The sequence below is a fragment of the Daejeonella sp. genome (assembly GCF_044232565.1).
In the GTDB taxonomy this organism is placed as follows: domain Bacteria; phylum Bacteroidota; class Bacteroidia; order Sphingobacteriales; family Sphingobacteriaceae; genus Daejeonella.
In genome coordinates this window covers 1-5,667 of sequence record NZ_JBIILQ010000182.1, presented here as the reverse complement: position 1 = coordinate 5,667, position 5,667 = coordinate 1, and the positions used below count along the sequence as shown (strand labels likewise).

The 5,667-nt window shown below is 33.0% G+C and carries 5 protein-coding genes and 1 pseudogene; all 6 read left to right on the top strand.

Going from position 1 to position 5,667, the window contains the following annotated elements; all coding sequences use genetic code 11:
- Nucleotides 1-492 (top strand): annotated as a pseudogene (locus tag ACILQF_RS09890) (pectate lyase); the annotation flags it as partial.
- 230 nt (nt 493-722) lie between these two features.
- A complete protein-coding gene (locus ACILQF_RS09885) occupies nt 723-1,871 on the top strand; it encodes a glycosyltransferase family 4 protein (protein ID WP_395627249.1) in 1,149 nt (382 codons plus the stop codon).
- Between the two features lie 128 nt (nt 1,872-1,999).
- Nucleotides 2,000-2,803, top strand: a complete 804-nt coding sequence (locus tag ACILQF_RS09880; RefSeq protein WP_395627248.1) for a phytanoyl-CoA dioxygenase family protein — start codon at nt 2,000-2,002, stop codon at nt 2,801-2,803.
- A 67-nt stretch (nt 2,804-2,870) separates the two neighbouring features.
- Nucleotides 2,871-3,842, top strand: a complete 972-nt coding sequence (locus ACILQF_RS09875) for a hypothetical protein (protein ID WP_395627247.1) — start codon at nt 2,871-2,873, stop codon at nt 3,840-3,842.
- Nucleotides 3,839-4,366 (top strand): GNAT family N-acetyltransferase, encoded by a 528-nt coding sequence (locus tag ACILQF_RS09870; RefSeq protein WP_395627246.1) that lies wholly within the window; start codon nt 3,839-3,841, stop codon nt 4,364-4,366. Before ACILQF_RS09875 ends, ACILQF_RS09870 begins: the two co-directional genes overlap by 4 nt.
- Before the next feature lie 86 nt (nt 4,367-4,452).
- Entirely contained in the window at nt 4,453-5,511 is a 1,059-nt protein-coding gene (locus ACILQF_RS09865) for a GNAT family N-acetyltransferase (RefSeq protein ID WP_395627245.1), read from the top strand.
- Nucleotides 5,512-5,667: the final 156 nt, after the last annotated feature.

Genomic DNA, 5,667 nt, shown 5'->3' with positions numbered 1-5,667 from the left:
GAATTAATGGAAGTAACGGATCGCTCTAATTACGTTACGATTTCAAATAATAAATTCCATGATTCTCATATTGCATTGCTTATTGGCAGTGGTGATTTACAAACTACGGATATTGGTTTTCTCAAAGTAACCATGTATGGTAACTATTTCTACAATATCTCTGAGAGACAACCTAGTACAAGATTTGGTTATATGCACGTGTTTAACAATTATTATTATAATGGTAGTGGCTATACAGTTGGTGTAACTATGGGTGCAACTGTTCGAACAGATAATAATTATTTCGAAAATCAGGCTAACCCAATCTATACAGAATACAATGCTAAGCCGGGTTTTGTGAGTGGGGCTTCCACCAATTTTTACAAAAATTCAGGTAGCAACAAAATATCAACTGCTGCTTCCAATTGGATACCTCCTTATGAGTATCAATCCATGCTTATTCCAGCAGCTGATGTTGCGGCTAAAGTATTGGCTGAAGCAGGTACCAAGTAGTAATATTCTTTTCTTCTCTACCTGTTTAATCAGGATTTTTAAACTAAGCGTTGCATTTGCTAAAATGCAACGCTTAGTATTTTAAGCTGTTTTCTGCGCATTTCCCCTTTCAAATTAATATTTCATCCTACTTTTCAAGGATTTCCAATTTCCTTTTTCTTCGAATTACTCAATCTGGTTCCAGATTAACATTCATATTCTACAGGCTAAAAGCAAATTTTTAACGTCTTATGATCAAGCGAAAAAGAAAAAAAATACTTATCGCCTGCGATTCTTATCGTACCCTACTAGGGTTTAGAGGCAAACTTATGGAGGCATTATTGAAAAATAATGAGGTGGCGGTTTTTACTCCTAAAATTCATCACGATGAGGTGCGAAATAAATTGCTTGACATGGGCATCGATATTTATGAAAATGAGCTTAATGGAAGCAATGTCTCCATGTTTTCAGATCTCATGTACATGTTTAGGTTATTTCAGGTAATTAAGCAAGCCAAACCAGATACCTTTTTCCCATACACGCTTAAGCCGGTTATTTATGGCTCTTTTATTGCCAAAATTTGTAAAGTGAAACATATTGTGCCTATGCTTACGGGGTTGGGCTATAACTTCATGAATGGCAACGATAAAACACCACTAGTCAAGATAATAGTTAGAGCGATGTTAAAATTCAGTCTAAAACTGAATGGAAACAGAGCGCTTATTCTTCAAAATAGAGATGATTTTGAAACTTTAATTAATCAAGGAATTATTGATCAAAGTGTTAATGCTCACGTAGTTAATGGTTCAGGTGTAGATCTTTCTCATTATGTATTTTCTAAACCTGATTCAGAAAACATTGTTTTTTTAATGATCTCCCGATTGATAAATGCTAAAGGAATACGTGAGTATTTTGAGGCTGCAGAGCGCATTAAATCGCGGTTTCCCCATGTTAAGTTTAAATTAATTGGCCCCTATGACCCCAATATCGACTCCATTGATCCTGTTTTGTATCAAAAGATTAGTTCAGGTCAAATTATTAACTATCTAGGTGAAGTTAGTGATGTAAGACCTCACATTAAAGAATCATCTGTTCTTGTTCTTCCTTCTTATTATGGTGAAGGTATTCCTAGATGCTTACTTGAAGGAATGGCCATGGGAAGAGCAATAATTACTTGTGATTCAGTTGGTTGTAAAGAAACTGTAGATCTTACGGAAAATGCTCAAACTGGTTTTTTGGTGCCAATAAAAAATGTGAATGCCCTTACCGCTAAGATTCAGCATTTCATCCAATATCCTGCAGACACCTTGCTTTTCGGTAAAAATGGCAGAGCTTATGCAAGGAAAAAATTTGATGTAAATAAGGTAAATAAACAAATGTTAGAAATTCTTGAGGCCTAAATTAAAGGTGCTTATTTCTTAGAATGTTACCTCTCACAGATTAAAATAATAGTACATGGTTTTATGTACGGCATTTATTTAATAAAAATGAACTAATATTTATCAAGAGTTAATAATTAACACATAATATGAAAAATAAATTCACCTATTCAGAAATTTCAGTTGAAAATGCAATGGTACAACTCGACCAATTTGGTTGGATTAGTTATGAGAATGCATTAGAGCCTGAATTTGTAGATCAAATCAATAATTCGCTCGAAAAGGCCTATGAAAAAAGACGCGAAATCCAGGAAAGTAATGGTATCAGTCAAAATATGGAAGGAACTTTACATCATCTAATTGAATCGGATAATTTTGCTTTACAATTTCTTGATCGTTTGTATTGTGATAAAGAAATGAAAGCCTTTTTGGGCGGTAATTATATTGTGAATGCATTTGGTGGGGTGATGAATTCTAAAGATAATAGGCCCTATGTTCAAAATATTCATCGAGATGTACGGTCTTTTATGGGCAGAGATAAAACCATGATTCAAATGATGGTACTCTTAGATGATTTCACCCTCGAAAATGGGGCAACTTATATGCTCTCTGGTTCTCATCAAATTGCAATAAAACCTGATGAGGATTATTTTTATGAAAATGCTGATCGTGCAATTGCTAAAAAAGGGAGTATAATCCTATTTGATTCAAATTTATGGCATGCAGCCGGAAAGAATACTACCGATGGAAATAGGAGAGTTCTAACGATTAGCTATACAAAACCACAATTCAAGCAACAATTCGACTATCCCAGATTTTTAGGCTACGAATTTGGTGAATCATTGAGCGAAGGATTAAGACAAATTTTAGGTTATAAATCTAGGGTTCCCGCAACGCTCGATGAGTATTATCAACCCTTAAACAAGCGAATGTACCAGCCAGATCAGGGTTAAATCATTCCAGCAATCCTCTTATCAGACAAATCTTGTTTGATTTTTAATAATTCACTTCTGAATCTTAATGAGAATTTACGCCAAACGAGTAAAGGCTATCGGAGGTTATTTAAACCTTCAATTGCCCGCCATGGAAGAATATTATCCTTCCCTCATCAAATTAAATACTGGAAGAAATGCTTTGGAATATATCCTGAAAGTAAATGGCTATTCCTGTATTTATATCCCATATTTTACATGTGAAGTAATACTGGAGCCTATTAAAAAACTGGGTATTCAATATCATTTTTATACGCTCGACAAGAATTTAGATCCAATAATCGATTTTGAAATTGAAACTAACGAATGTTTTTTATACACCAATTATTTTGGTGTTAAACAATTAACAGTTAACAATTTAGCTAAGATGGACATGAATTTGATTGTGGATAATTCACAGGCTTTTTTTTTAAAGCCCTTACCTAACATCGACACTTTTTACTCCTGTCGTAAATTTTTTGGTGTTCCCGATGGTGCTTATCTCCAAAGTAATATAATTAGCACTATAAAATTTGAAAGAGATATTTCTTCTGATAGAATGTCACACCTTCTTATTAGTGTTGATCAGTCTATCGAAAAAGGTTTCGAAGCATATAAAACTAATAATGACATACTCTCAAGAAATCCTATTCGTAGAATGTCATTTTTAACAGAATATCTTCTAAAAAGTATTGATTATGAATCGTGTAGGCTAATTAGAAACAAGAATTTTAAAATCCTTCATGAAGTGCTTTCAGATAAAAATCAATTAGAGATAGATACTTCATTTATAAATGGTCCATTATGTTATCCTTTTTTATCAAGTAGAGAAAATATCAAGAAGAAATTAATAAGTAAAAGGGTATTTACACCAGTTTACTGGCCAAATGTGCTCAAATGGACGACCGATAAAATGTTTGAAAATTATCTCGCTAATAATCTAGTCTCATTGCCAATTGATCATCGTTATAATGAAGAAGATATGGAACGAATTATTAATTATCTAAAGCAAATGCTATGAGTTATTCTATTTATTTAAGGGAGCTATATTTATCAGACGCTAAAACATCTTTTCATTGGAGAAATAATCCAATAATTTGGAAGTATACCTGTTTTAATTCGGGTAAAAAAATCACTGAGAAAATGGAATTAGAATGGCTGAAAAATGCCTTAAAAAAGCCTGATGACCATCGTTTTGCCATTTGTTTGAAAAGCAACAGTCAATATATTGGAAATGTTCAGCTAATTAATGTAAACTCAAATACAGCAGAGTTTCATTTATTTATTGGGGAGCCATCATTTTGGGGCAAGGGAATTGGTAAGCATGCAAGTATCTTGATGCTTAATTTCGGTTTCACACATCTTAACTTAGATTCAATTATTCTCGAGGTTCACAAAGAAAATCACAACGCTCAGTCGGTCTACAAAAAGATTGGTTTTTCTGAAATTGGCATAAATAAAGACTTTTTAAAAATGATTCTTAGAAAAGATGAGATGCCCAATTATCAAGAAAATACGGCTCATAATATAAGTTTGCATCAATAAGTGCTCTTCAATAATGCTGCTTCCAATATTCTATTATTTGCAAAGCTTTTACAATTAATTCTGATTTTATAAATAATCTTTTTTTTATGATTAATGAAATAAATATCCACCAAGAGAGGGAGTGGAAAAAATATGTGTCACAATCTCTTGAATTTGATTCTTATCATACCTGGGAATACCATAATTTGACTAAGGATGGGATTCCTGTTTTATTGGTTTACCATGAAAATAACGATTTTATTGCGATACCATTACTGAAAAGGAATATTCCTAACACTGATTTGTACGATATGACTTCGGTTTATGGGTACACTGGGCCGATATCTAATCGATTATTCACTGATATTCCGACAGAGATGAAGGAGAATTTCAAAAGAGACCTCCATCAGTTTTTCAAAAAAAATCAAATTGTATCTGTTTTTTCGCGTTTAAATCCATTTTTAGATCAATTGCCACTGATGAATTCTTTTAATGGTGTGCATGATAATGGCAACAGTGTTGTAATTAACCTCGAGCAGTCGCTCGAACAACAGAGGTTGAAATATGATTATTCCCTTATAAAACAGATAAAAAAGTTAAAATCTGCTGGTTTTTATATTCAAGAATCCAAGAGTCCTAAAGCCATAAGAGAGTTTACGGAAATTTATACCGAAAATATGAAGCGGGTAGGAGCAAGTGATTATTATATGTTTACTGAAGAATATTTTAGCAATTTCCTGCATTCTATGGAATTTCACAGTAAGTTATTCATAGTTTATCATGAAGAAGAGGCTGTTTGTGGTGGAATTATTCTATTTACCCAAACAATTATTCAATCCCATTTAGCGGCAACAAAAACAGCCTATTTGAAATATTCACCAGCTAAATTTCTGACAGATGAATTTAGTCAGATTGGGCGTCAATTAGGAATGAAGTTTTTCAATTTGGGTGGTGGATTAGGGTTTAAGAAAGACTCACTTTTCGACTTTAAATCTTCGTTTTCAGATATTTATTATGAATATAAAACTTGGAGGTACATTTCAGATCCGGAAAATTATCTGAAGCTACTAATGGATGCCAATATTGATCCTGATAATTCAGTTGATTTTTTCCCACTTTATAGGTGCCCTAAAAGTTTGATTCATGAAATGGAATTAAAGTTTTAATAAATTCCTGCCCTTAAATACAAGCGACAAGCATTTCTGCTTCAAATTTTAGAATATTTAAACTGCCTTCGGTTTAATTCAAGGTTACTATTTTCTTTCTTAGTATTCCTCAGCTCCATTTGTCAGACTGCCGCCTCCTTAACGCTAATAGTTCAT

Excerpts from the sequence above, each read along its gene's own strand:
- ACILQF_RS09885 (WP_395627249.1), top strand. The coding sequence starts at position 723 with ATGATCAAGCGAAAAAGAAAAAAAATACTTATCGCCTGCGATTCTTAT.
- ACILQF_RS09880 (WP_395627248.1), top strand. The coding sequence starts at position 2,000 with ATGAAAAATAAATTCACCTATTCAGAAATTTCAGTTGAAAATGCAATG.
- ACILQF_RS09875 (WP_395627247.1), top strand. The coding sequence starts at position 2,871 with ATGAGAATTTACGCCAAACGAGTAAAGGCTATCGGAGGTTATTTAAAC.
- ACILQF_RS09870 (WP_395627246.1), top strand. The coding sequence starts at position 3,839 with ATGAGTTATTCTATTTATTTAAGGGAGCTATATTTATCAGACGCTAAA.
- ACILQF_RS09865 (WP_395627245.1), top strand. The coding sequence starts at position 4,453 with ATGATTAATGAAATAAATATCCACCAAGAGAGGGAGTGGAAAAAATAT.